The sequence below is a fragment of the Cobetia sp. genome, assembly GCF_983723665.1.
The window spans coordinates 1-22,876 of record NZ_CFDJES010000036.1 but is presented as its reverse complement, the minus strand read 5'-3'; the positions used below and the strand labels follow the sequence as shown (position 1 = coordinate 22,876).

Here is a 22,876-nt window from a genome sequence, read left to right as displayed (position 1 = left end):
CCCGGATGACCGGCAACCACTCCGAGAGCGAAAGAAGGCGCATCAGCGCCTGCGAGTGCGCTCGGGTCGCCTGCCCTGCGCGAGCACTTGCGCGCGCTCGTCTACGCAGCAGGTCCCGCGAGCCACCCTTCATGCCACCGGCCTGTTGATGACAGTCATCATTGTGCGTCCTCAGCGTTTTACCCCATGACGCCCCGGGCGCCAGTCTCAGTGCGACGATACCCTACACCCTCTTCTGCCGCTGTCCAGCGCCGCCACAGCGGTGACCCGCCGCAGGACATCACACCCCGACACCTCACGTCAGGCGCCTTGTGCCGCCCTGCAAGCTGCTATCCTGCCAACGACACGCGTAGCCACGCCGCCTGCTCAGTGCCAACACGCCTGAGTCCGGTTGGGCTGCCCAACCCCTGTGCGGTACACTGAGGCCCCAATATGGCAACGATGCGTTCACGGACAAGAACCTCATGCGTCTGACTGATTGGCGAGCCTGGCAGGCGAGTGCGTCCCGCACCGCCCACGACAGCCGCGTAGATATCACCCCCTCCCCGCGTGCCGAGCAAGTCCCGGCCATGCAGCGTCGTCGACTCAGCCCGGTCGGCCAGGCCTGCTGCAAGCTGCTGTTCGCGCTCGACCCTGACGCCGACCTGCCTATCATCCATGCCTCGCGCCATGGCGATACCGGCAAGATTCTCGCCCTGCTGGACGCCGCCACCCAGTCCGACGAAGCCCTGTCACCGGCGCGCTTCTCGCTCTCGGTGCACAACGCCGTGCTGGGCATGTACTCGATCACCGGCAAGTCCCATCAGCCGCTGGAAGCCCTCGCCGCCTGTGGCAACGAATTCGAGGCGCTGATGAGCGAGGCGCTCGGCTATCTGAGCGAGCGCGGGGACGTCATCGTGCTGTTCTCCGATATCGCCGCGCCGGAGGCCTTCCTGCTCCACGGTGACTACCCGGCCTGCGCCAGCGCCGTCGCCCTGCGCCTGAGCCGCAGCAGTGACGATGACAGCGCATGGACACTGAGCGCTACGCCTGGCGAATCGTTGACGGACAGCGCCCCGACGCCGCTTGAGGTCATCGCCTGGCTCGAGCAGGCCGGGGCTGAGACGCTCCCCTGTCGTCGCCATCACTGGCAGCTGAGCCGCGCTCACGCCGCCTCACCGACGCCGCCAGCAGACTGATGCCACGCATGCTGTCGTCACCCCTCGGGCGCCTGTGGCGTGGCATCGCCACGGCCATCAGCTTCCTGACCTTCGGGCTGGGCGGCTTGCTGGTGGGGGGAATGTGGCCCCTGCTGACACTGGTGGTACGCCGCCCCGACAAGCGACAGAAGCTCGCGCGCAGCATCATCCATCACTGCATGCGCGGCTTCGTGGGCCTGATGCGCGGCCTGGGCGTGCTCGACTATCGCCTGCACGACTGCGAGCGTCTGCAACGTCCCGGCCTGCTGGTGCTGGCCAATCACCCGACGCTGATCGACGTGGTCTTCCTGCTCGCGCTGATTCCCCACGCCGACTGCGTGGTCAAGGGGCGGCTGGCACGCAACCCCTTCACCCGTGGCCCCATCCGCGCCGCGGGCTACATCACCAATGAAGAGCCGCAGGGCGTGCTCGAGGCCGCCGGCGCGAGCCTGGCGCGCGGCAATGCCTTGATCCTGTTTCCGGAAGGCACGCGCAGCGTGCCCGGGCGCGCGCTGAAATTCCGCCGCGGCGCCGCCAACATCGCGCTGCGCACGCCAAGCGAGATCACCCCCGTGCTGATCGACTGCCAGCCCAGCACCCTGACCAAGGGCGAGCCCTGGTATCACATCCCGGCCCGGCGGGTGATGCTCAATATCAAGGTACTGCCGGACATGACGGCGCATGTCGCACCGCCACCGGCAGCAGAGGATGAGGTGCCGCTGTCACGCGATGCCCGCCAGTTGACGCGCCGCCTGGCCAGCGACTTTGCCGCTGAGCTGGCCGCCTTTCAGCGACGGATTCGCGAGTCATGACAACGCGCTGATCCGCACTGCCCCTGATCTCGATGTTGATCAGATAGCGAGAAAAAGTGATTAAGATATTCGGCCTTCCCGCCGTTAATAAAGCCTGCTGCCATTCATACCGGCCATTATCGGTACGCCGACACGAGGAATACTCATGAGCGATAGCGCCAAGCTGGAACTGGAACTCAAGCAACTGATCATCGACACCCTGGAGCTTGAGGACATCACGCCGGACGACATCGTCGCCGATGAACCGCTGTTCGTGGACGGCCTGGGGCTGGATTCGATTGACGCCCTGGAGCTCGGTCTCGCGCTGCAGAAGCAGTACGGCATCACGCTGGACGCCGAAGCCGAGGACACCCGCGCGCATTTCGCCAGCCTCAATGCCCTGCGTGAACTCGTGGAGGCCCGTCGTGAGCGCTGAGCAACAGACCGCGTCCCGCGAAGAGATCTATGCCCATGTGCGCAGCACCCTGATCGAGCTGTTCGAGATCGATGCCGCTGACATCCACCCCGAGGCGCTGCTCTATGAAGACCTCGACATCGACAGCATCGATGCGGTGGACCTGGTGGTCGAACTCAAGAAGTTCACCGGCCGACGCATCGAAGCCAATGACTTCAAGAGCGTACGCAGCCTCGATGACGTCGTGACCGCCGTCGAGCAGCTGATGCAGCGCCAGGCATGACGTCATTGTCCTCTGGTCGAGGGCGGCGTCCGTCACTGCCAAGGCTGCTGCTCGGCGGGCTGGGCGTCGTGGCCGCCATATGCTGGCCACTGCTGGTCTATGCCCTGCTCTCGCGGCTGACGGCAGACCCGGTGGGCGACGCGACCAGCGGACATGTCTCGCCCTGGGTGTGGGCACTGATCGCGCTGGGCGCCTTGCTGATCCAGCGTCTGCCCTTGCCGTTGATCCTGCGCCTGACGCTGGCCGCGCTGCTGATCGCCATCAGCCTGCTCAGCGAGGCGGAACTGGGGCTGCGCGCCTATCCGGTGCTGGTCAATCTGGCCATGCTCAGCGTGTTCGCCACCAGTCTGTGGCGCGGCATGCCGGTGATCGAGCGCCTGGCGCGTCTGCAGGAGCCTGATCTGCCCGCCGCCGGCGTGCGTTATACCCGCAAGGTCACCCGAGTGTGGTGCGGCTTCTTCGTCTTCAATGCCAGTGTTGCCGCGACCACGGCGCTGTATGCCGACCTCGCGACCTGGACGCTCTACAACGGCCTGGTGAGCTACGTGCTGATGGGGCTGCTGTTCTGCGGCGAATGGCTGGTACGCCGTCGCCTGCGCCGCGCCGATGGCTGAACCTGGTTATCGATGAGCTTGGCTATCGATGAGCTCGGCTATCGATAGCTGAATCCATGTATGGATACGCCCGGCGTGGATACGCCCCCAGATGAATTCGACTTTCTGAAGAGTTGCCTGCCTCACATGTCTGATGCCCGCCAGCCTGCCAGCCGCGCCACCGCACGCTCCACTGAGCAAGACGCCGCCCAGCGCGCCACCTCCCTCATCCATCAGGGTTGGCGCCAGCTCGCCCGACTCGCGCCCGCGGCGCCGGCCTGCTGGCTGGCCAGTCCCGGTCAGCCGCTGCGCCCGCTGAGTCGTGCCGAGCTGATGGCACGCGTCGATGCCTGGCATCAGTGGCTGGACAACCTGCCCGCTGCGCATGCTGGCCGCCGACCCGGCGCACGTTGGGTGCTGTTCCAGCCCACCACACTGGGCGCCTGCGTGCAGCTGCTGGCGCTGTGGGAGCGCGGCATGCTCGCCGTGCTGCCCGGCGATGACCGCCCGGAAACCCTGGCCCGCCTGGCCGAGAGCAGTGATGGCAAACTGCCCGAGACCAGCGCCGCTGGCTGGCCGCCGGAGCAATCCGGAGCTCTCAGCTCTACCGGCACTCTCAGCTCTACCGACTCTGTCGGCTCTACCGCAGCACCGAATACACCGTTCGAGATCACGCCGGACGGCGGGCGTCTCGCGCTGGAGCTCTGCACCTCCGGCTCCACCGGCGAGCCGCTGCGCATCGCCAAGCGCTTCGATCAGCTCGAGGCCGAACTGGCCGTGCATCGCGCGCTGTGGCCGCTGGCGACGGACGCTTCAGGCACTGACTCAGCGTCTGAGCCAAGCACAGGCGCCGTCAGCCTCAGCCAGGTCAGTCACCAGCACATCTACGGTCTGCTGGTGTCGCTGCTGCGCCCGCTCAGCGAAGGGGTGCCGTTTCTCAGCGAAGCCTGTCATTACCCGGAGCAGCTGGCCGCCGCCATCGCGCAGCTGTCCGGCCTCGGGCATCGCTGCCAGCTAGTCAGCTCGCCGGCCCAGCTGGCGCGCCTGCCCCAGGCCAGTGACGGGAGCCGCGTGGCGGGCCAGGCTCAGGCTCAGGTGTTGCGGGTCTTCTCTTCAGGTGCCCCGCTGCCGGCCGAGGCCGCCCGCCACGCAGAGAACTGCCTGCAGGCGCCGGTGATCGAGATCTACGGCAGCACCGAAACGGGCGGCATCGCGCATCGCCGCCAGCACGAGACGTCCGACTGGACACCACTGCCGGAGGTCGAGCTCCGCTTCTCGCCCGCCTTCGCCGTGCGCTCACCGTTTCTGGAGCAGCCGAACGAGTGGTGGCAGCAGGCCGACAACGCTGCGCCAGTGGCGGCTGAGACGCCGTCGCCACGCTTTCAGCTGCTGGGGCGCAGTGATCGGCTGGTCAAGCTGGCCGGCAAGCGGGTCTCGTTGAGCGCGGTGGAGCGCTGCCTCAGCGCGCAAGCGGAGGTGCTGGAAGTACGTTGCCTGCCGATGCCCACCCGCGATCATCGTCTGGGCGCGGTGGTGGTGATGGACGAGAGCGCGCTGCCGCAGGACCACGCCAGCCGCCGTGATCTGATTGCCCGTCTGCGCCGTGCGCTGATGCCGGGTTTCGAGCGCATCGCCCTGCCGCGCTACTGGCGATTCGTCACGCGCCTGCCGCTGAATGCCCAGGGCAAGTTCACGGCGGATTCCGTCGCGCGGCTGTTTGCCGATCTCGACGATCATCGTCTGCCACGCTGGCTGGGCGAAACCTCCAGCGGTCCGCAGCAGCTGACGCTGGAAGCCGAGGTGCCCGACAGCCTGTGCTACCTCGAGGGGCATTTCGCTGACCAGCCACTGGTGCCCGGCGTGGTGATGCTCAAATGGGCTCGCGATCTCGGTCGCCGCCTGCGCCTGGCGGGTGTCGGCGTGCAGGAAAGCCGTTTTCAGCGTCTGGAGCGCATCAAGTTCTCCAACCTGTTGCTGCCGGGCATGCGCTTTACGCTGGCCGCGACACTGGTCGCCGACAGTCACGGCCTGCGCGTCGACTTTCGCCTGGAATCCCGCGCGGGCCTGCACGCCAGTGGCCGCTTGCGCTACGGTGCTGAAACCGATAGCGCGGCTGATAGCTCGCCCCTCAGCCCACCACTCAGTTCGCCCCAGACGACACCCACACCGGAGGCGTCATGAGCCAGCCCCAGGCGCCGATGACCGGCCACACACCCTCTCCCCCCGTCAGCGAGTCGCCACTGCGCGCCTGCGTGGTGATTCCGGTCTACGACCACCCCGCCACCATCGCCGGCGTGTGCGCGGGTCTGGCACCGCTCGGGCTGCCCATCGTGCTGGTGGATGATGGCTGCAGCGCGCCCTGCGCCGAGGTGCTGGATCAGCTGGCGGCCGAGGGTCATCACCTGGTGCGCCGTGAGCAGAATGGCGGCAAGGGCGCTGCCGTGCGCAGCGGCCTGCAGGCTGCCGAGCAGCTCGGCTTCACCCATGCCCTGCAGGTGGATGCCGATGGGCAGCACGACGTCAGTGATCTGCCCGCCTTCCTCAACGGCATGCAGGAAAATCCCGACTGCCTGCAGATCGGCTATCCGCAATACGACGCCAGCGTGCCGCGCATCCGCTTCTATGGCCGCTACGCCTCGCACATCTGGGTGTGGATCAACACCCTGTCGCTGGCCATCCGCGACACCATGTGCGGCGTGCGCCTCTATCCGCTGGCCGCCACCAACCGGCTGCTGGCGCATCATGACTGTGGCGATCGCATGTCCTTCGACACCGAGGTGCTGGTGCGCTGGTACTGGGCCGATGGCGAGGTCGCCAACCTGCCGGTGCATGTCAGCTATCCCACCGGAGGCGTCAGCCACTTCCGCCCCGGTCACGACAACCTGTTGATCAGCGCCATGCACACGCGGCTGTTCCTCGGCATGCTGCTGCGCTCACCGAAACTTGCCTGGCGCACGCTGTCGGGACGCAATGGCAGGACATCATCCACTCATGTCAGTCGCCCCTCGCAGCCTGACGATGCGAAGGGGAAACACGAATGACCCATTGGGCACGCCTGTCGGAAACCGGCTCCACCACTGGCATGCGCCTGATGGTGACGATTCGTCGTCGCCTAGGTGCCTGGCCGTTTCGTATCGCGCTGTTTCCGGTGCTGGTGTGGTACTTCCTGCTGCGCGGGGTGGCGCGGCGTGCCTCCTTCGACTTCCTCAAGCGCCTCGAGCCAGAGCTTGGCGGCGTGCGCCTATGGACGAGAAGCTTCGCCCACTTCATGCAGTTCGGTGAGGCGATCATGGACAAGGTCTCGGCCTGGAGCGGCGAGATTCCGCTGACCTCGCTGACCGGCACCGGCCCGGAAGACCTGCGCGACGCCGCGCTGCGTGGCGAGGGCGGCATCATCCTCGTCGCTCACCACGGCAATCTGGATGTGATCAATGCCATCGGCGAGCGCCACGACATCGATCTGTGCGCGCTGGTGCACACGCGCCACGCCGAGAAGTTCAATCAGCTGCTGGAGCAGGCCACCGGGCGCAAGCCGCCGCAGATGATCGAGGTCAGCGAGATCACGCCTGCCACCGCCATGGCGCTGGGCGATCGGGTCAATCGCGGCGGCTTCGTGGTCATCGCCGCCGACCGCGTGCCGATTCCGCCCACCGCCGACGATGCCAAGGCAGACACCCCTCCAGCAGAAGGCAGCAGACTCGCGTCGCCGGCCAGTGCCGCGGCCTCACCGCGCGTGCTGCACTGTGACTTCATCGATCAGCCCGCGCCCTTCCCGCAGGGGCCCTTCATGCTGGCCGCGCTGCTGCGCTGTCACGTCTATACCCTGAGCTGCATTCGCGAACAGGGCGGCGCCCATCCGCGTTTCCGGGTCGACTTCGCGCCCTTTGATGACAGCCGCGCCGTCAAGCGCAGCGGTCGCGAGGCGTGGATCCAGCAGGCCATGCAGCGTCACGCCCGTCATCTGGAAGCGCGCGTGAAGCGCCATCCGCTGCAGTGGTTCAACTTCTTCGACTTCTGGCATCAGGCGCCTGACAGCACGTCGAATCCAGACAGCGCGTCGGCTCCGAAACAGGACGCCTGAGCCGCGCCGGGCCTGCGGCAACGCTGCTTCGCGCCCGGCTCTGCGGCCTTCACCTTGTTCGCTCTTCACGTTCAGCGCATTTTCACGCTTCTCTCTTCGCCAGGTACCTCGTCATGTCACAGCCCGCCACCTCTTCCTCCGCCCTGATTCTCGACGGCAGTGATATCACCCTCGAGCAGTTGATCGATGTCGCCGAAGGCCGCCGTGAGGTGCGCCTGACTTCGGATGCCGCCTTCCGCGCCCGTATCGAGGCCGGCCCGGCCCTGCTGGAACGCCTGCTGGAGGAAGAAGGCGTGGTCTACGGCGTCACCACCGGTTACGGCGATTCCGTGACGCGTGCCGTGCAGGGGGCAGAGGACCTCGAAGCCCTGCCGCGCCATCTCTATACCTTCCACGGCTGTGGCATGGGCGCGGACCTGGATGTGGTCAGCAGTCGCGCGGTGGTGATGGTGCGCCTCGTCTCGCTGTGCCGTGGTGTCTCCGGGGTCAGCATGGCGCTGCTGGAGCGCCTCGTATGGCTGCTCAATCACGACATCCTGCCGCGCATTCCCGAAGAAGGCTCGGTGGGAGCCAGCGGCGATCTCACCCCGCTTTCCTATGTCGCCGCCGTGCTGTGTGGCGAGCGTGAGGTCTGGGTGCGCCCCGGCGCAGGCCAGCCCCACGCGCTGCGCCCGACGGCCGAGGTCTTCGCGGCACACGGCCTGACGCCCTATGTGCTGCGCCCCAAGGAAGGCCTGGCGCTGATGAACGGCACCGCCGTGATGACGGCTCTCGCCGCGCTGGCCTATGGCCGCACCTGCTACCTCAGCCGCCTGAGCGCGCGCATCACCGCCCTCAGCGTGCAGGCGCTGGAAGGCAACCCCTACCACTTCGATGCCGACCTGTTCGCCGCCAAGCCGCACCCCGGTCAAGCCCGCGTGGCCCAGTGGCTGCGCGATGATCTGGCCCACCCGGCGGCACCGGAAGTCGACGCCACGCCGATCAACTCGCCGCGTCTGCAGGACCGCTACTCGACGCGCTGCGCGCCCCACGTCATCGGCGTGGTCGAGGACAGCCTCAGCTGGTGGCGCAGCTTCCTGGAGACCGAGCTCAACAGCGCCAACGACAACCCGCTGATCGATGTCGAGGCCGGCAAGATTCTCCACGGCGGCCACTTCTATGGCGGCCATGTGGCGATGGTGATGGACAGCCTCAAGACGGCGGTCGCCAACCTGGCTGACCTGCTCGACCGCCAGCTGGCACTGCTGGTCGACAGCCGCTACAACCGTGGCCTGCCCAGCAATCTCAGCGGTGCCACGCCCGAACGCGCGCCGCTCAATCATGGCTACAAGGCGGTACAGATCGGCGCCTCGGCCTGGACGGCGGAAGCCCTCAAGCTGACCATGCCCGCCAGCGTCTTCTCGCGCTCCACCGAGTGCCACAATCAGGACAAGGTCAGCATGGGCACCATCGCCGCGCGGGATGCGCTGCGCGTGCTGACACTGGTGGAACAGGTCGCCGCCGCCACCCTGCACGCCGCCGTGCAGGGCAGCGAGCAACGCGCCGACATCACGGGTCAAGCCGCCACGCCGCCCAGACTGGCCGCCTTCACCCGTGAACTGCGTGAAGACATCGCGCCCCTCGAGGAAGATCGCGGTCTGGAAGCCGACCTGCGCCTGCTGTGCGCGCGCATCCGTGAGCGCCATTGGGCCCTGAGCGCCGGCGAGGCCAACGCATGAACGAGAGACAAGCCATGAATCAGCCAGCCGAAACACCGATGCCGACCGCCACGGTAGAGATGGAAGTGCCCTTCCACGACGTCGACATGATGGAAGTCGCCTGGCACGGCCATTACGTGCGCTATCTCGAGATCGCCCGCTGCAAGCTGCTCGACATGCTCGACTACAACTACCCGCAGATGCGCGATTCCGGCTACGCCTGGCCGGTGATCGACCTGCGCCTGCGCTATGCCGGCCCGGCGCGCTTCGGTCAGCGCATCGCCGTCACCGCGCGGCTGCGTGAGTGGGAGAACCGCCTCAAGCTCGACTACGTGATCCGCGATGTCGAGAGCGGCAAGCGCCTGACCCGCGGCTACAGCGTGCAGGTCGCCGTCGGGTTGGAAGATGGCGAGATGCTGCTGGCCTCGCCCGCCGCGCTCAGCGAGCGGCTGGCCGCCTGGCAGGCCAGTCAGTCGCAAGTCAGCCAGTCACGCTCCAGCGACGAGGATGCGCCTGCCACCCCGAACCCGACACAAGGAACACCGTGATGACTTCGCGCCTTGCCATTGCCGCCACTGCCCTGCTGCTGACTGCCGGTGCCCCCTGGGCCAGCGCATCCGAGAACAGTGCCTCAAAGACCAGCACCGCCGAATTCGACGCCCGCGCCCTGACGCAACAGCTGGCGCGCACCGCCCCGGTCTGCGGTGACTTCCAGCAGACGCGCTGGCTCGAGGATGTCGGTGCAGAGCTCGAGAGCCGGGGTCACTTCCGTCTGATCGGCGACCCGAACGCACCCGAAGGCCTGGTGTGGGAAACCACTTCGCCGATTGAAGACCGTCTCGAGATGCGCCCCGATGCCGGCCAAGGCCCGAATGGCGAGCCGCTGCCGGCCGACCAGCAGGCGATGGCGGAGCTGCTGATCAGCTTCTTCCACGGCGACTGGCAGGCGCTGGAGGAGCACTTCTCCCTGACGTTGACGGGTACGCCGGATGATTGGCAGGCCAGCCTGACGCCCAACGATGCCCGGCTGGCCGAGGCCATCGAGCGCCTCGAGATCGACGGTGGCAGCTGGCTGGAACACGTGAATCTCGACAGCGGCGACGGTGACCGCCTTGAGCTGGCGCTCACCGCCGGCGGTCACTGCGAGCGATGACATCGCCCAGCCATGAGCCGCGCCAGGGGCTGGATCGCGCCATCTGGCGCTGGCTGTGGGCCGCCGCCCTGCTGCTGTGCGCGCTGCTGCTGGCCGCGAAGATCGTCCCGCAGAGCCCCTGGCGTGGGGCGATCGACACCCGCATCACCGCCATGCTGCCAGAGCAGGAGCGCAGCCCGCTGGCAGCGCGCGCCGAATCGCTGGATGACACCGCCAACCGGCTGGTGATTCTGGTCGGCAGTCGCGATGCCAGCGCCGCCGCACGCAAGCAGCGTGACGCCGCCGCCCAGGCGCTGCGTCAGGCGCTCGCGCCCATCGCGACGCTGGATGACGGCAAGAGCCTCGAAAGCCTGCGCCTGCCGGCAGAGGTCCAGCCGGCCCTGATCGCCCCGTCGCTTGCAGGCCTGAGTGACGATGACTGGCAGGCACGCGCCCTCAGGCAACTGTTCCAGCCCGGCGGCCAGCGCGACCTGATCCGCGATCCCTTCGGTCTCGCCGGCGCCTGGCAGAGCTGGCTGACGCCCGCCAACCTGTCGCTGTCCGGCGGCCAGCTCTTGCTGCGCGCGCCGGCTTCCGCTGGCTCAGCCAGTAACGAACAGGACAGTGATGAGCAGAACAGCGAAGAAGGCGGTAGCGGCTATCGGCTGATCAGCGCCACCCTGACGGGCAGCGCCTACGCGATGAGTGACCAGCAGGCGCTGGAGCAGGCCGTGAATGGCGTGAAGGCCGACTATCCCGACGTCCAGCTGCTGCGCTCCGGACTGGTCTTCCATGCCAGCAACGGCGCGCAACAGGCCAAGCAGGAGATGTCGACCATCGGGCTCGGCTCGCTGATCGGCGTGCTGCTGTTGCTATGGGCGGTGTTCCGCACCCCGCGTCGGCTGCCATTGCTGCTGGTGCCGGTGGCCACGGGTGTGCTGTTCGCGCTGCCGCTGACCTGGTGGGCCTTCGGCAGCCTGCATGTGCTGACGCTGGCCTTCGGCGCCAGCCTGATCGGCATCTCCATCGATTATGTGCTGCATCTGGAGTGCATGCGCCGTCTGGCGACGCATGGCCGTGGCGGGCTCGCCGCGCTGTGGCCGGGCCTGACGCTGGGACTGTGCTCCAGCCTCGCCGCCTATCTGGCCATCACCCTGACGCCGATGCCCGGCCTGCGCCAGATGGGCATGTTCGCGGCGCTCGGCTTGATCGGTGCCTGGCTGAGCGTGCGCCTGTGGCTACCGCAACTGCCACTGCCGGCACAGGCCACCCGCGAGGACTCCCCCGCCGCCCGCGCCGCAGGATGTCTGGCGCGCGCCATTCCCGGCAAGCGCAGCTGGCAGGCACTGGGTCTGCTGCTGATGGCTGCGCTTGCCAGCCTCTACGGACTGCGCAGCGATGACCGCCTCACGCAGCTCAACCCCTCGCCTGCGTCTCTGATCAACGAGCAACGCGAGGTCCAGCGCCTGCTTGCCGAACCGGATGGCCTGCGCTACCTGATCGTGCAGGCCGAGACTGACGCCGCCCTGCTCACGCGCCTGCATGCGCTGGAAGACACCTTCCAGCAGCTGAATGCACGCCAGCAGCTGGGCCACTGGGCGAGCCTCGCTCAGCAACTGCCGACGCTTGAACAGCAGCAGGCCAATCTCGGCGCCATGCGTGAGCGCACCCGCACCCTGCTGCCCCAGGTGCTGAGCACCGCAGGCCTGTCACCCGAGCTAGTCACGCGTGCCGAGCAGGCCATCGCAGACGCCCACCCGCTGCGCCCGGCGGACTGGGTCGCGCTGCCCGCCGGTGAGATGGGCCAGCGACTGTGGCTCGATTCGCGCCGCGCCGCCATCGGCATCGTGCGCTTCGGCGATGTCACGGCTGAGGGCAGCGCAGCGCTTGCGCGCCTCGCCGCGGATGACGACAGACTCGAGTATGTCGATCAGGTCGCCAGGCTCTCGACGACGCTGGGCAGGATTAGCAGCGAGATGGCCTGGCTGGTCGGCGGCGCGGTGGTCTTGATCAGCCTGCTGCTGGCGCTGCGCTATCGCCGCAGCACCTGGCGAGCCCTGCTGCCGCCGCTGGGCGGACTGGTGCTGACGCTGGCGGCCCTGACGCTGGCAGGCGTCGGCCTCAACCTCTTCCACCTGCTGGGCCTGTTGCTGGTACTGGGGATTGGCCTCGATGCAGGCATCTTCTGTGCCGAGCATCCCGCGCGCAGCGCAGAAAAAAGCAGTGCTGGCATCTTCTGTGCCGAGCATCCTGCGCGCCGCTCTTTATCAGCTCCAGCGTCAGATGCAGCACAGACCAGCACCAGCCGTGCATCGCAGGCCAGCCTGCTGGCGATTTCGCTGTCGTGCGCCTCCAGCCTGCTAGCCTTTGGGTTGTTGAGCTTCAGTCAGACACCGGCGCTGGCGGCACTGGGGCTGGCCTGCCTGCTGGGGCTGAGCGCCACCTGGTGTCTGGTGCCCTTCGCGCGCAGTTGAGGCGGGTCTGAAGCGAAAGACAAGCAAGCCGCAGGGAACGCAGCGCAGCATGTACACATAACGACAACGACAGGGGACGATGCCATGGAATCGGCAGATCGCAGCAACAACCCACCACGCAAGGAAGTCATCATCATCGGCGCCGGACCCGCCGGCGCGGCGGCGGCGGCGTGGCTGGCACGCGCGGGCCATGCGGTGCGCGTACTGGAGCGCAGCCACTTCCCTCGCTTCTCCATCGGCGAGAGCCTGCTGCCACGTTGCATGCAGCATCTGGAGGCCTGCGGCTTGATGGAGGCCGCCGCCGCCGGTGGCTATCAGCGCAAGACCGGTGCGGCCTTCACCCGCCGCGGCGAGCATCGCGTGATCGACTTCCGCGACAAGTTCAGCGACGGCCCCGGCACCACCTGGCAGGTAGAGCGCGCCGACTTTGATCAGCGCTTGATCGAGGGCGCGCGGGCGGCGGGCGCCGAGGTCGAATTCGGTGTCACGGTCACGGGCTTCACTCCGGCTCGCGCCGCGCAGAGCGACGCCACCGGCCATGCGCAGGGGCCACGCCTCACGCTGGCGGATGGCCGCGAGCTTGAGGCCGCCTTCGTGCTGGATGCCAGCGGCTATGGCCGCGTGCTGGCGCGCCTCGAATCGCTTGAGCGTGACCCGCGCCTGGAGCCGCGCATGGCGCTGTTCGGCCATGTCCACGATGGCATCGCCGACCTCGCGCCGCCCGCCGCGGGCTATCGCCGCGACAATATCCTGATCGCCTCGCATCCTACGCATCCCGATGTCTGGTACTGGCTGATTCCCTTCGCCAATGGCCGCGCCTCGCTGGGCGTGGTCGGCCCGCGCGAGCTGATCGAGCCTGCCGCCGAGGACGATGCGCAGACACGCCTGTGGCAGTGGGTGATGGAAGAACCGCGCCTGGCGGAGCTGCTGCGTGATGCTCGACCGGCCAACGCCGTGCAGTCGCTGGGCGGTTACAGCGCCGATGTCAGTCGCCTGCATGGCCCGGGCTATGCGCTGCTCGGCAATGCCGGAGAATTTCTGGACCCGGTGTTCTCCTCCGGCGTGACCATCGCGCTGGAATCGGCGCTGCGTGCCGCGCCGCTGGTCGGGCGTGAGCTTACCGCGACCCGCGATGAGCAGCGCCCCGACTGGGCCAGCGAATATGAGCAGCCGCTGCGCCGTGGCATCGAGGTCTTCCGCGAATTCGTCACCGCCTGGTACGACAGCCGTCTGACCGACATCATCTATCATCCCGAGCCGCATGCGCGGATTCGCCAGATGATCAGCGCGGTGCTCGCCGGTTACGCCTGGGACACGACCAACCCCTTCGTCAGTGCCAGTCGCCGCCGCCTGACGGCCCTTGCCAGACTGACCGCGCCCGAGCAGACACTCGCGCCAGACGCGGTGCCGGAAAGCGATTCGCTCGCTGACCTCAGCGCCTTCGGCCGCGCAGCAAGCGTCGGCGAGAACAGGTAAAGTAGCGTCATGAAAAACATGTCTTTCGCCTCTCACGCTGTTTCTACTGGGCTGCACACAGTCGGGCTGCGCTCAGCAGGGCTGCGCTCTACTGGGCTGCACACAGTCGGGCTGCGTTCAGCAGGGCTGCGCAGCCGCCTCGGGCTGGCCAGCCTTGCCGTGGCCGCCACGCTGCTGTTGAGCGGCTGCAGCCTGCTCGCCCCACAGCCGCTGGAGGCTGCCAGCCCGATGCCGGCGCTGGCGAGTCTCGAGCAGACCAGTACCCAACGTCTGATTCTGCGTGTGGCGCGTATAGAGAGTGATGACAACGCAAAACGGACTGTCGCTGTGGATGCCGAGGCTGGCGAGGGTGCGCAGGAGCAGAATCTGCCGCCTCTCATCGGCGTACTGCGTCAATCGCCCGAGGCCATGCGGCTGGTCATGCTCAGCGTGCAGGGCCAACGCCTGCTGACGCTGGTGCATGATGCCGACGGCAGCCGTTTCGAGAAGGCACGCCCCGAGGTACTCGAGAAGCTGCCCTTCAGCGCCGACTGGCTGGCGCGACGTATCGCCTGGGTGCACTGGCCGCAGGCCGCGATCGATGACGCCTTTGCGAACACAGGCTGGCAGCTGGTACAACGCGGCGACTGGCAACAAAGTCGCCAGCCCGCGCAGCGCATCATCACGCAAGATGGTGTGACCATCGCCGAGCTGACCCGCGATGCCAGTGGCAGCGTGACCCTGCGCGACCCGGCGGCCGACATGCAGCTGACGCTGGAACCGCTGGCAGCGCCCAGCACACAGAACGCCCCTGACGACTCACCGGAAGCTCCCGCGCATGACTGAATCTGTTGCAACCGTGGCCACCGCTACCCCCAAGGGCCGCGACACTGGCAACGCCTGCCGCCTGTCTCGCCCCGGCATCGTCTGCCCGCTGGGCGCAGACCACGGCCTGATCAGCAGTGCGCTGTTCAGCGCCAGCCGTGGCCTGCGTGTCAGTGATGACTTCAGCCCCGGCACGCCGCTGTCGCTGGGGCGCGTCACCGCGCGGCTGGTGGATGACAGCGACTGGCCGGCCCCGCTGCGCTCACGCAACAACCGCCTGCTGGCCACCGCGCTTGAGCAGTTGGCACCGGAACTTGAAGCCCTCAAGCGTCAGGGCATCGCGCCGGAGCGCATTGGCGTGGTGCTCGGTACCAGCACCTCCGGCATCGGCGAGACGGAAGCCGCGATGGACGCCCAGCGCGCCGCCGTCGCCCAGGGCACGCCGAGCGCCGACAGCTGGCCGCAAAGCTTTGAATATCGTCGTCAGGAACTGGGCGCACCCGCCGAGTGTGTCGCCTGGCTGAGCGGCGCGCGTGGGCCGATCTACACCCTGTCCACCGCCTGCACCTCCAGCGCCAAGGCCTTGGCCAGTGCACGTCGTCTGCTGGCCTCCGGCCAGTGCGATGCGGTGATCGCCGGCGGTGCCGACAGCCTGTGCCACATGACGGTGAAGGGCTTCATGAGTCTGGAGGCCGTCAGCCGCAAGCAGAGCCAGCCGCTGGGAGCCGAGCGCGATGGCATCAATCTGGGCGAGGCCGCAGTACTGTTCGTGGTCACGCCGGAGCGCGGCGGCGTACAGCTGACCGGCGTCGGCGAATCCAGCGATGCCCACCATATTTCCGCGCCCTGCCCCGATGGCAGCGGCGCCGAGGCCGCCATGCGCGGCGCGCTCGCCAGTGCCGGCCGCGCCCCCGGTGAGATCGACTACATCAACCTGCACGGCACCGCCACGCCGCTGAATGACGCGATGGAAAGCCTCGCCATCAGCCGCCTGTTCGGTGCAGATGCCGACTCTGACACCGGTTCTGATATCGATCACGCCCGTCTGCCCGCCGTCAGCTCGACCAAGGCCCTTACCGGCCATACGCTGGGCGCCTGCGGGGCGCTGGAAGCCGCCTTCTGCTGGCTGGCGCTGGAACATGGCCGCCTGCCGCCGCATGCCACGCCGCGTGAGGCGCTGGACCCGACGCTGCCTGCGCTCAACATCGTCTATCGTGACCGCCCCGAGACCCCGCCGCTGCGGGTGATGAGCAATGCCTTCGCCTTCGGCGGCAACAATATCTCGCTGGTGCTGGAGCGCCACACCACCGACCCGGAGTCCTCTGCATGCTGACCCCGAGCACCGACTCAGTTTCCCTTGCTGGCGCTGAGGTGCAGCCCCGTGAGGCGCGCTATCCCGCCATGCCCTGCGCCATCGGCCCCTATGTGCCCCATGATGCCGGCATGTGCCTGCTGGATAGCGTGCTGCGCTGTGACGAGCATTCGCTGAGCGCCGACATCACCCCGACGCCAGACAATCTGTTCGCCGAGCCGGACGACGACGGCCAGGCCGTGATTCCCGCCTGGGTCGGGCTTGAGTGGATGGCGCAGGCCATCGCCGCCTGGTCGGGCCTGCAGGCTGCGCGCAGCGGCCAGCCGCCGCGAGTCGGCTTTCTGCTCGGGAGTCGCCGCTATGAGAGCGAAGTCGCCGCCTTTTCCTGCGACTGTCGCTGGCTGATTCATGTTCAGCTCGACTATCGCGCCGACAACGGGCTGGGCGCCTTCGAGGCCACCATCAGCGACGAGCACGGCGCCACTGTCGCGCGTGCCGGCGTCAATGTCTTCGAGCCGGCGCCCGAGCCGCTGCCCTCCGCGGCGTCTACGCAAGAGACCGCACAAGAATCCTCACCCGGACAGCAGGATGCTGCCGGTGCCTCATCGCAAGGTAATGTCTGATGTCTGTCACACCCCTCGCTACTGAAACTGCCACCGCTGCCCCTGAAGCACGCGAGTGGATTCTGGTCACCGGCTCCAGCCGTGGTATCGGCCGCGCCATCGCGCTGCGTCTGGCCCGCGAAGGCTACAACCTGGTGCTGCATTGTCGCTCGCGCCGTGACGCCGCCGAGGAGGTCGCGCGTGAGATCAGCGCCCTGGGCGGCGAATCGCGCATCCTCAGCTTCGATGTCGCCGACCGTGACGCCGCACGCAGCGCGCTGGAAGCCGATATCGAGGCCCACGGCTGCTGCTACGGGGTGGTCTGCAATGCCGGTATCCATGCCGACAACGCCTTCCCGGCGCTCACCGATGAAGACTGGGACAGCGTGATCCGCACCAACCTCGATGGCTTCTACAACGTCATCAAGCCGCTTTCCATGCCGCTGGTACGCCGCCGCAAGCCGGGGCGCATCATCGTGATATCCTCGGTGTCGGGCATGATGGGCAATCGGGGTCAGGTCAACTATTCCGCCGCCAAGGCGGGGCTGATCGGCGCGGTCAAGGCACTTGCGGTGGAGCTGGCCAAGCGCCGCATCACCGTCAATGCCGTCGCACCGGGCGTCATCGCCACCGAGATGACCGAAGGCGTCGAGATGGAAGAGGCGCTGAAGATGATTCCCATGCGCCGCGCAGGGGAAGCCGAGGAAGTCGCCGCCACCGTGGCCTTCCTGTGCTCGAAGGACGCCGGCTACATCACCCGCCAGACCATCGCGGTGAACGGGGGGATGTTCTGATGACGACTTCCTCTCAGGCACTGCGCGGCAGACGTGTCGTGGTCACCGGCATGCATGGCTTCTCGCCCATCGGCAATGACTGGCCGACCCTGCGCGCCAACCTGGCCGCCGGGCGCACCGGCATCCGCTATATCGAGGACTGGGACAAGTACGACGGCCTCAACACCCGCCTCGGCGCGCCGGTCAACGATTTCGAACTGCCCAGTCACTACAACCGTCGCGCGCTGCGCAGCATGGGCCGTGTGGCGCAGCTGGCGACCCGCTCCAGCGAACTGGCGCTGGAAGCGGCCGGCCTGAGTGACAGCCCGCTCAAGGAGAGCGGCCAGATGGGCATCGCCTACGGCGCCTCGGCCGGTGAGCCGGATGCGGTGGCCGACTTCGGCAACATGCTGCTCAACCACTCCACCGACGGGCTCAGCGCCAATTCCTATATCCGCATGATGGCGCACACCGCGCCGGTCAATATCGGCGTGTTTCTCGGTATCAAGGGGCGGATTCACACCACCTCCAGCGCCTGCACCTCCGGCAGCCAGGGCATCGGTTACGCCTATGAGGCGATCCGCTTCGGCCGCCAGACCGCGATGGTCGCCGGTGGCTGCGAGGAGCTGTCCGCCGCCGACGCCGCCGTGTTCGATACCCTGTTCGCCACCAGCACCTGCAATGAGCGCCCGGACCTGTCACCGCGGCCCTTCGATGCCGAACGTGATGGCCTGGTGATCGGTGAAGGCGCCGGCACGCTGATTCTGGAAGAGCTGGAGCACGCCCTGGCGCGCGGCGCGACCATCCACGCCGAGATTCTCGGCTTCGGCACCAACTCCGATGGCCGTCACGTCACCCAGCCGGACGCCAACATGATGGAGGCCGCGATGCGCATGGCGCTGGAGGATGCCGGTGTCGAGGCCTCAGAGATCGGCTATGTCAGCGCCCATGGCACCGCCACCGAGCGCGGCGATATCGCCGAGAGCCATGCCACCCATGCGGTGTTTGGCGATTCCACGCCGATCAGCGCCTTCAAGAGTTACACCGGCCATACGCTGGGCGCCTGTGGCGCGCTGGAGGCCTGGATCGCCATCGAGATGATGCGTGATGGCTGGTTCCACGGCACCGCCAATCTCACCAGTCTCGACCCGCGCTGTGCGCAGCTCGACTACCTCACCGGCGCAGGCCGCGAGATCGAGACGGACACCGTGATGAGCAACAACTTCGCCTTCGGTGGCATCAATACCTCGCTGATTCTGCGTCGCTGGCAGGGCGAGTGAGTCACTGGCAATCTGATCTGGCGCCAGTCATCACGCTTCGCGCTGACGCCTTTGCAGGGTGTCGCCAACGTACGACTTTGCAGCGGGTCGGATCTGGCGCAAGATACGCGCCCGCTGCATGGTCTATGGTGTGATTGGCTCACGCCCCTGGCTGGCTGACGGCGCTATTCACTGGCGTCGCGCCAGTCAATCACCCTGTTAGGAGAGGTCTCAGATGGCGTCACGTTCTGCTCAGTCGCTCGCATCCTCGAAACGTTCCACGGCACCTGCCACGCGCACTCGCTCGGGTCGCGCCTCGCGTGTGCTGACACTGGTGTCTGCACTGCTGCTCGGCTCTGCGGGGCTTGTGGCCTCCGCCCCGGCGGTGGCGCGGGACACGCAGCACTTCCTGCCGATCATGCCGGTGATGGCCAGCACCGCGGCCAGTCAGCGACTGGGCAAGGACGTGGCTTTCTTCTTCGGTGACAAGCAGCCCTACGAGCGGATCGAGAAGCGCGGCTGGGCGCGGGTGAACCCGAAGACCAACGCCACCAACAAGAGCGATGCGGAAGCCTGTCGCTGGGTGTTCCTGTCGGCGCTGCGTGAGCTGCAGGAAAAGGCGCGCGAATATGGGGCCAATGCGGTCATCAACATTCGCAGCGACTATGACAAGGTGCCCTACTCCAGCAGCGAGAAGTACGAGTGCCATGCGGGTAATATCGTCGCGGGCGTCGCGTTGCGTGGGGATCTGGTGATCCTGCATCCGAAGAACTGATTCGCCATCATGACGGCCAGGCAAGGCGAGGGTGTGAGCGAGACAAGTAAGCCGGTTGAGGATAACTCGGCAATCGAGCCTGCGGCGCGCCCGACCGACCACCCCGCCTACCGCTGCGTGGTGCTGGGGCATGCTGCAGCGGATGGCTCCGCTTCGCTGAGCACTGGTTCACTGAGCAGTGGTTCGCTGAGCAGTGATTCGCCATGCATTGAGCCGCTGAGCGTCGGGCGGCCAAGCATTGAGCCGCTGATCTCGCATGATCCCCACGCCCTCGCCGCTTCCTTGGCGTCTGCGACTGGCGGCGCTGCCCGCGCCTTGGCGAATCACTGCTCTGCATCATCCCCTCGGCCAGCCCGCCTGTGGCTGGCCGAGGCGTGTGTGCTGCCAGCATCCTGTGCTGATTCGGCTGCTCCCTCTATCAACTCCTCGGCGGATGCTTCACGCCGTCGCTCGCTGCGCGCTCGCCAGCCGGATGTGGATAACGCGGACACCCCCGTGTCATCTGCCAAGGCCCGCCGTCGCCAGCAACGTGAAGCCGAGTCACACCTCGCTCGCCTCCTGCTAGGTGAACTCGCCGCGGCCCAAGGCATTGTGCTGCCACTGACCGACTGGTCGCCGCGTGGCCAGGCACCCCATCACCCTGCGCTACCGGCAGGCTTCTACGTCTCCATCGCCCACCGCCACGGCCATGTACTCGTCGGCCTCGCCACCGCCCCGCTCGGGCTGGACCTCGAATACCGCAACCCCCGCCACGCCCACGACCTCGACGCCCGCATCGCCATGCTGCCCCAGGACGCACGCGAACACCTCGCCGAGGCATCACACCTCAGCGAGACAGAACGACTGGACGGGTTTTATCGAGAATGGGTGAGGTATGAGGCGGCGTTCAAGTTAATAAGATAATGCGTCTTAAGCTCAGGATTTCCTAGCATCTCTGATATACATGGCAGTTCCATTGCCACGCATTTCTATGGAAAACAGTTCTGATGCTCTAACTAAATCCCCAAGCTTTTTATACCCATAATTAATAGATGAAAAAGAACTTTTATTAGACATATAATGTCCCACTCGGCCTAATAAAGACCACCCATCGTCTTCTGAAGATTGCTCTGCAGCGTTTCTTAGCAAATTGACTAATGCTGTATCACTTCTAAGCTCATTCCTACATCTTGGAACTTGGCTACTATCATCTGGTATATCCGTAACTGGCTCTTCATAATACAATTTTTCAGTATATATAAATGTCGAACAAGCATCTACAAAAGGTCTCGGAGTCTTTTGCTCTCCAAAACCATAGACAGGGAATCCTCCTTCAAGCAGCCTCAAGACTAATGGTGTAAAATCGCTATCACTAGTCATGAGCGCAAAAAGATCAATATTACCACTATAGAGGAGATCCATAGCATCTATAATCATTGCAGAGTCAGTAGCATTTTTACCTTTCGTAAAGGCAAACTGCTGCATAGGCCTTATAGCATTTGGATGAAGCTTTTCAATCCATCCTGATAGCAAAGGGCTGTTCCAATCACCATGGGCATGTCTGACATTAACCACACCATATTTTGCAAGCTCTTCTAGAACCCCTTCAATTGAATTATGACTAACATTGTCACAATCTATCAAAAGCGCAATCCGTTGCTCTCCAGCCATCAGCTCATCCCCTTGTTAGAAGTTTTAGTGGTTACAAAAATTATTTCTTAAGTACTCAACACCTTCAGTAGTATTATTTTCAACCAGTCCCTTTGCAACCATTTCATCATATATTTCAATAATTTTCACGACATCATCCATGGAAATTTTATCATCATCGAGTAAAGCTTGTAATATCTGTCTAATCCTCTTGCCATATATTTTTGACCTGACATTTGATAAACGCTCTATCAAGAAGAATGACTGCGCAATAGAGAAGCTACGCTCGATACCCCCAAAGAAATATTTAGATGCTTGAATTACCCCCATAACCCTGAACTCATACCTTACGGAAGACAAGTACATATCTAGCTGCTCGTCTTTATCTATAACTTTAGTAAACCACTTGGCTAAAAGTATCTCTACAATCTTTCTTCTTTTTGTTTTACTAAAATCTTTTATAAACAATGTACGAACTAACTGCTGTGTAATAGTCGAGCCACCTGACCTTGGGTGCAATTTCAACGAGGACAATATAACTCTTGCAAGCCCCTTCCAACTCACACCGCTGTGACGGTAAAACTCTTTATCCTCTATTCGCACTGCAATTTGCTTGAGGGCCTTTAAGTCAATATTTAATCTCTGAGCTTCGTATACAGATAATTTTGCATGATAAACAATATGCTCTATTCGCTCCTCGACTTTTAACGAGAGTAGCTTAGACACATACTGAGTAAAAACAAGAAGCATACTCTCGTGCTTATCTAGCAAAGCGTGCCTATATAGGAAACAAAAGGCAACAAAAGCAAGGAATGATGCTGGAACAGAGACAACCAGATCAGCATTCAAAGTAGAAGCTATTGACAACCCGCCTACATCTAACAAAATAGTCAAAATAAAATATATTACAAAAGCCGAGATTCCTGATATGGCATAGCATGGATATGCTACGTAAGTTTTCCAGCCTGGAAACATACGTATGGCAAATGGTTCATTAGCTCCTTCAATCCGCCAATTAGGAAGAACGAGCTGAAACTCACCATATTTAACACCGAGCACAGTTCTCAAAACAACTACTTTTCTAGCCGCATATACTATTGATTTTTGTCTTGCAGCAAAATGAAACAAAAATAGAACAGTAAATAGAATAGTGATAATGAGAAAAGCAAAAAGCATAGACTCAACTGGCATCAAAAAATCTTTATTACCTGTAATGCTTTCCAATTTACCTAAAGTCAGTGAACCGAATGCTGCACCTATTACAATCGCGATATTAGCCGCGCTCAAGAAGACCTTCTCTTCCGTTTCTAACGTTTTTGACGCTGACCTATACTCTTCAAGAATCATTTCATTATTATCAAACTTAAACGTTGGGTAGTGCTGCTTCCAACCTGGGTTATCGCCACTATTCATCCAAAACCACCTATAAGCCCATCATGCAAAGAAAACATTTCTTAACACTTATACCCTAAACGACTAATAATAAAAAACCCCGCCAGAGAAATCTCTGCCGGGGTTAGGAAAACCATACTGCGAGTTACTTAACAGCGGCGACCACGGTAATTTCACACAGCAGTTCCGGGCTGGCCATGGCGGCTTGTA

At 64.4% G+C, this 22,876-nt stretch carries 22 protein-coding genes; 20 read left to right on the top strand and 2 right to left on the bottom strand.

The annotated features are described in order from the left end of the window. Nucleotides 1-464: 464 nt before the first annotated feature. The 20 genes from AC4FAH_RS05665 to AC4FAH_RS05570 all read left to right on the top strand — a co-directional run bounded on the left by AC4FAH_RS05665 (nt 465) and on the right by AC4FAH_RS05570 (nt 20,548). Entirely contained in the window at nt 465-1,178 is a 714-nt protein-coding gene (locus AC4FAH_RS05665) for a beta-ketoacyl synthase chain length factor (RefSeq protein WP_225347144.1), read from the top strand. A gap of 8 nt (nt 1,179-1,186) precedes the next feature. Then, nucleotides 1,187-1,990, top strand: a complete 804-nt coding sequence (locus AC4FAH_RS05660) for a lysophospholipid acyltransferase family protein (protein ID WP_225347145.1) — start codon at nt 1,187-1,189, stop codon at nt 1,988-1,990. 145 nt (nt 1,991-2,135) lie between these two features. Continuing rightward, nucleotides 2,136-2,405: a phosphopantetheine-binding protein gene (locus AC4FAH_RS05655; protein WP_043331448.1), complete on the top strand. Its 270-nt coding sequence runs from the start codon at nt 2,136-2,138 to the stop codon at nt 2,403-2,405. Continuing rightward, on the top strand, nt 2,395-2,667 hold the full coding sequence (locus tag AC4FAH_RS05650) for an acyl carrier protein (protein ID WP_043331449.1): 273 nt from the start codon (nt 2,395-2,397) through the stop codon (nt 2,665-2,667). Before AC4FAH_RS05655 ends, AC4FAH_RS05650 begins: the two co-directional genes overlap by 11 nt. Then, nucleotides 2,664-3,281: a COG4648 family protein gene (locus tag AC4FAH_RS05645; RefSeq protein WP_225347146.1), complete on the top strand. Its 618-nt coding sequence runs from the start codon at nt 2,664-2,666 to the stop codon at nt 3,279-3,281. The genes AC4FAH_RS05650 and AC4FAH_RS05645 overlap by 4 nt, the downstream gene beginning before the upstream one ends. A 126-nt stretch (nt 3,282-3,407) precedes the next feature. After that, the gene (locus tag AC4FAH_RS05640) at nt 3,408-5,441 is read left to right on the top strand and encodes an ApeI family dehydratase (protein WP_490245755.1); all 2,034 of its coding nucleotides are present in this window, start codon (nt 3,408-3,410) and stop codon (nt 5,439-5,441) included. Further along, nucleotides 5,438-6,301 (top strand): glycosyltransferase family 2 protein, encoded by an 864-nt coding sequence (locus AC4FAH_RS05635; protein WP_225347148.1) that lies wholly within the window; start codon nt 5,438-5,440, stop codon nt 6,299-6,301. Before AC4FAH_RS05640 ends, AC4FAH_RS05635 begins: the two co-directional genes overlap by 4 nt. Further along, on the top strand, nt 6,298-7,341 hold the full coding sequence (locus AC4FAH_RS05630; protein WP_225347149.1) for a lysophospholipid acyltransferase family protein: 1,044 nt from the start codon (nt 6,298-6,300) through the stop codon (nt 7,339-7,341). The genes AC4FAH_RS05635 and AC4FAH_RS05630 overlap by 4 nt, the downstream gene beginning before the upstream one ends. A 113-nt stretch (nt 7,342-7,454) precedes the next feature. Then, the gene (locus AC4FAH_RS05625) at nt 7,455-9,059 is read left to right on the top strand and encodes an HAL/PAL/TAL family ammonia-lyase (protein WP_225347150.1); all 1,605 of its coding nucleotides are present in this window, start codon (nt 7,455-7,457) and stop codon (nt 9,057-9,059) included. Between the two features lie 14 nt (nt 9,060-9,073). Further along, nucleotides 9,074-9,586 (top strand): acyl-CoA thioesterase, encoded by a 513-nt coding sequence (locus AC4FAH_RS05620; protein ID WP_225347151.1) that lies wholly within the window; start codon nt 9,074-9,076, stop codon nt 9,584-9,586. After that, nucleotides 9,586-10,191 (top strand): LolA-related protein, encoded by a 606-nt coding sequence (locus tag AC4FAH_RS05615; RefSeq protein WP_225347152.1) that lies wholly within the window; start codon nt 9,586-9,588, stop codon nt 10,189-10,191. Before AC4FAH_RS05620 ends, AC4FAH_RS05615 begins: the two co-directional genes overlap by 1 nt. After that, entirely contained in the window at nt 10,188-12,644 is a 2,457-nt protein-coding gene (locus AC4FAH_RS05610; RefSeq protein WP_225347153.1) for an MMPL family transporter, read from the top strand. The genes AC4FAH_RS05615 and AC4FAH_RS05610 overlap by 4 nt, the downstream gene beginning before the upstream one ends. Before the next feature lie 84 nt (nt 12,645-12,728). After that, complete coding sequence (locus tag AC4FAH_RS05605) at nt 12,729-14,120, top strand: NAD(P)/FAD-dependent oxidoreductase (RefSeq protein WP_286988443.1); 1,392 nt, start codon at nt 12,729-12,731, stop codon at nt 14,118-14,120. Between the two features lie 9 nt (nt 14,121-14,129). Beyond that, nucleotides 14,130-14,945, top strand: coding sequence for a DUF3261 domain-containing protein (locus tag AC4FAH_RS05600; protein ID WP_225347155.1), 816 nt, complete (start codon nt 14,130-14,132; stop codon nt 14,943-14,945). Then, nucleotides 14,938-16,257 carry a beta-ketoacyl-ACP synthase gene (locus AC4FAH_RS05595; RefSeq protein WP_225347156.1) on the top strand — a complete coding sequence of 440 codons (1,320 nt, stop codon included), beginning with the start codon at nt 14,938-14,940 and terminating at the stop codon, nt 16,255-16,257. The genes AC4FAH_RS05600 and AC4FAH_RS05595 overlap by 8 nt, the downstream gene beginning before the upstream one ends. Continuing rightward, a complete protein-coding gene (locus tag AC4FAH_RS05590) occupies nt 16,251-16,859 on the top strand; it encodes a hotdog family protein (RefSeq protein WP_225347157.1) in 609 nt (202 codons plus the stop codon). The genes AC4FAH_RS05595 and AC4FAH_RS05590 overlap by 7 nt, the downstream gene beginning before the upstream one ends. Further along, nucleotides 16,859-17,632 (top strand): 3-oxoacyl-ACP reductase FabG, encoded by a 774-nt coding sequence (fabG, locus tag AC4FAH_RS05585; protein WP_225347158.1) that lies wholly within the window; start codon nt 16,859-16,861, stop codon nt 17,630-17,632. The genes AC4FAH_RS05590 and fabG overlap by 1 nt, the downstream gene beginning before the upstream one ends. Continuing rightward, nucleotides 17,632-18,891 carry a beta-ketoacyl-ACP synthase gene (locus AC4FAH_RS05580; RefSeq protein WP_225347159.1) on the top strand — a complete coding sequence of 420 codons (1,260 nt, stop codon included), beginning with the start codon at nt 17,632-17,634 and terminating at the stop codon, nt 18,889-18,891. The genes fabG and AC4FAH_RS05580 overlap by 1 nt, the downstream gene beginning before the upstream one ends. 214 nt (nt 18,892-19,105) lie before the next feature. Beyond that, nucleotides 19,106-19,645, top strand: a complete 540-nt coding sequence (locus AC4FAH_RS05575) for a heavy metal-binding domain-containing protein (RefSeq protein WP_225347160.1) — start codon at nt 19,106-19,108, stop codon at nt 19,643-19,645. A gap of 495 nt (nt 19,646-20,140) precedes the next feature. Next, on the top strand, nt 20,141-20,548 hold the full coding sequence (locus AC4FAH_RS05570) for a 4'-phosphopantetheinyl transferase family protein (protein WP_288387873.1): 408 nt from the start codon (nt 20,141-20,143) through the stop codon (nt 20,546-20,548). A 12-nt stretch (nt 20,549-20,560) separates the two neighbouring features. Here AC4FAH_RS05570 and AC4FAH_RS05565 read toward each other — a convergent pair whose 3' ends face one another. Together AC4FAH_RS05565 and AC4FAH_RS05560 are read right to left on the bottom strand one after the other, a co-directional pair. Beyond that, nucleotides 20,561-21,295: an NYN domain-containing protein gene (locus tag AC4FAH_RS05565; protein WP_131432607.1), complete on the bottom strand. Its 735-nt coding sequence runs from the start codon at nt 21,293-21,295 to the stop codon at nt 20,561-20,563. A gap of 24 nt (nt 21,296-21,319) precedes the next feature. After that, the gene (locus AC4FAH_RS05560) at nt 21,320-22,687 is read right to left on the bottom strand and encodes a biosynthetic peptidoglycan transglycosylase (protein WP_225347162.1); all 1,368 of its coding nucleotides are present in this window, start codon (nt 22,685-22,687) and stop codon (nt 21,320-21,322) included. Between the last annotated feature and the right edge of the window lie 189 nt (nt 22,688-22,876).

Coding starts and splice junctions, on each gene's coding strand:
- AC4FAH_RS05665 (WP_225347144.1), top strand. CDS start 465: ATGCGTCTGACTGATTGGCGAGCCTGGCAGGCGAGTGCGTCCCGCACC.
- AC4FAH_RS05660 (WP_225347145.1), top strand. CDS start 1,187: ATGCTGTCGTCACCCCTCGGGCGCCTGTGGCGTGGCATCGCCACGGCC.
- AC4FAH_RS05655 (WP_043331448.1), top strand. CDS start 2,136: ATGAGCGATAGCGCCAAGCTGGAACTGGAACTCAAGCAACTGATCATC.
- AC4FAH_RS05645 (WP_225347146.1), top strand. CDS start 2,664: ATGACGTCATTGTCCTCTGGTCGAGGGCGGCGTCCGTCACTGCCAAGG.
- AC4FAH_RS05640 (WP_490245755.1), top strand. CDS start 3,408: ATGTCTGATGCCCGCCAGCCTGCCAGCCGCGCCACCGCACGCTCCACT.
- AC4FAH_RS05635 (WP_225347148.1), top strand. CDS start 5,438: ATGAGCCAGCCCCAGGCGCCGATGACCGGCCACACACCCTCTCCCCCC.
- AC4FAH_RS05630 (WP_225347149.1), top strand. CDS start 6,298: ATGACCCATTGGGCACGCCTGTCGGAAACCGGCTCCACCACTGGCATG.
- AC4FAH_RS05625 (WP_225347150.1), top strand. CDS start 7,455: ATGTCACAGCCCGCCACCTCTTCCTCCGCCCTGATTCTCGACGGCAGT.
- AC4FAH_RS05620 (WP_225347151.1), top strand. CDS start 9,074: ATGAATCAGCCAGCCGAAACACCGATGCCGACCGCCACGGTAGAGATG.
- AC4FAH_RS05615 (WP_225347152.1), top strand. CDS start 9,586: ATGACTTCGCGCCTTGCCATTGCCGCCACTGCCCTGCTGCTGACTGCC.
- AC4FAH_RS05610 (WP_225347153.1), top strand. CDS start 10,188: ATGACATCGCCCAGCCATGAGCCGCGCCAGGGGCTGGATCGCGCCATC.
- AC4FAH_RS05605 (WP_286988443.1), top strand. CDS start 12,729: ATGGAATCGGCAGATCGCAGCAACAACCCACCACGCAAGGAAGTCATC.
- AC4FAH_RS05600 (WP_225347155.1), top strand. CDS start 14,130: ATGAAAAACATGTCTTTCGCCTCTCACGCTGTTTCTACTGGGCTGCAC.
- AC4FAH_RS05595 (WP_225347156.1), top strand. CDS start 14,938: ATGACTGAATCTGTTGCAACCGTGGCCACCGCTACCCCCAAGGGCCGC.
- AC4FAH_RS05590 (WP_225347157.1), top strand. CDS start 16,251: ATGCTGACCCCGAGCACCGACTCAGTTTCCCTTGCTGGCGCTGAGGTG.
- fabG (WP_225347158.1), top strand. CDS start 16,859: ATGTCTGTCACACCCCTCGCTACTGAAACTGCCACCGCTGCCCCTGAA.
- AC4FAH_RS05580 (WP_225347159.1), top strand. CDS start 17,632: ATGACGACTTCCTCTCAGGCACTGCGCGGCAGACGTGTCGTGGTCACC.
- AC4FAH_RS05575 (WP_225347160.1), top strand. CDS start 19,106: ATGGCGTCACGTTCTGCTCAGTCGCTCGCATCCTCGAAACGTTCCACG.
- AC4FAH_RS05565 (WP_131432607.1), bottom strand. CDS start 21,295: ATGGCTGGAGAGCAACGGATTGCGCTTTTGATAGATTGTGACAATGTT.
- AC4FAH_RS05560 (WP_225347162.1), bottom strand. CDS start 22,687: ATGAATAGTGGCGATAACCCAGGTTGGAAGCAGCACTACCCAACGTTT.